Annotated in this window: 1 protein-coding gene; it reads right to left on the bottom strand. The window is 40.6% G+C overall.

Annotation, left to right across the window (positions count from 1 at the left end):
• Positions 1 to 1,053, bottom strand: a 1,053-nt coding sequence (locus LG31_RS20870) for a site-specific integrase (RefSeq protein ID WP_152598342.1), incomplete at both ends; no start/stop codon positions are given.

The following is a 1,053-nucleotide window of genomic DNA, read 5'->3' as shown; positions in this document are numbered from 1 at the left end:
GTCAATACCGGCTCATTTGGATGAGATGGGTGATTTTCTGGGAATTTTAGATTAAGTAGTGAAAATGTTAGGTAGGTTGCATAAGTGGAACGCAGGTTATGAAATTTATGTGCGAATTTAGGAAGGTTTTGATCAATTATAATTGCATTTCGAATTTCACTCCAGCGGGCATTCAGTGAATTTCCACTATATGGCTTACCTTGACTACTGAGGAGAAGTGGTGGATATTTTAATGCCAGAGGATCTCGGGTTCTCTCAATGAATTTTGCAAGACGATTTTTATAGCTGCGACTATGTATATATTGGAATAGCAATCTCATTAACCATGACGGAATTTTTATCTCTCCCGACTCCCCACCTTTTGTATGGCATCTTATGGCTGGGCCTATCGTGATAGGAATAGCATTCTCATCTGGGCGTGGCATGTATATTAATGAGCTGCTGAATGATAATATTTCTAAACGTCTCATTCCTGTGTACAAAGCAAGTAATACGGCCAATTTTGTTTCTGATGAAATGCTTTTTTTAATGTACTTACCGTTGGCCTGAACATAACCATATCCATTTTTAATTATGGATTTTAACGCCTGCAATTCAGGTCTGGTTTTCATTAGTAGCGGGCTTAGGTGATTTGGGAGTACAGTATTTTTCGACTTATCTCGAGCGTCTATTTTGAGATCAGTCATTTGAACTTTAATATTTCTATTGATGTGGCCGAGCTTCCGATAATCACTAATATTTGCCTCAAAGATGTGGCATGGGTCTCGTTCAAATTTGCCATAACCCTGCCAGTACACATACAGACCAATTGCAGCTCCGCGATAGCTTTTTGCTGTAGTGCTCGCAAGTCGACGCTTGCCAGTTTCAGGATCTATTTCATCATGTAGCGCTTGAAGATATGCGCGGAAGCGATACAAGGGCCGCTGATTTCTTGGCCTGGGCATCTTGTCCCACGACAATTTCTCTGTATCTAGGAAATCGAAAAAGTGCATCAGCCCTTTGGCAATACTACGTATGTCTTGGAGTTTATCGACGGTTTTGCAGTAGATAAGG

This window comes from Aeromonas lacus, assembly GCF_000764665.1.
Classification (GTDB): Bacteria; Pseudomonadota; Gammaproteobacteria; order Enterobacterales; family Aeromonadaceae; genus Aeromonas; species Aeromonas lacus.
Note: the sequence above shows the minus strand (reverse complement) of the source record. Positions and strands in the feature narration are given on the sequence as shown.